Annotated in this window: 1 pseudogene; it reads left to right on the top strand. The window is 65.1% G+C overall.

From position 1 onward, the window contains the following. Window positions 1–199 (top strand): annotated as a pseudogene (locus J1902_RS18855) (glycosyltransferase family 4 protein); the annotation flags it as partial. Window positions 200–395: the final 196 nt, after the last annotated feature.

Below are 395 nucleotides of genomic sequence, written 5' to 3' on the forward strand. Positions count from 1 at the left end.
CGGCGGAATCCGCGAACTCGCGGCAGCCCTCAACGAGGCGGGAACGCTGGACCGCAGCGGATGCCGGCGTGCGGCCGCAACACGCTTCAGCGCCAACCGAATGGTCTCCGAACACCTTCGGCTCTACGAGGAAGCTCTCACCGGCCTTCCGGCCCCGGCCGACGTCCGCGCACCGCTGGACGCAAGCTCCCTCGTCTGAACAGGGAGGTCCGCCGCTGATGCAAGGATGAGTGACTATGTCAACCTTTTTTGGCCCCGGCTGGACGGCTGTATCTGGCCCCACCAAGAGCTCCAAGACTTGTTCCGCGGCCCGGGCTTGTTGACTTTGTGACTTGAAGCAGAGCAGTGGAGTTGCCTTTGCACGGGAACGGGCCAGGGTCCCCTTTCCCCGTGCG

This window comes from Arthrobacter cavernae, from assembly GCF_017368795.1.
GTDB lineage: Bacteria > Actinomycetota > Actinomycetes > Actinomycetales > Micrococcaceae > Arthrobacter > Arthrobacter cavernae.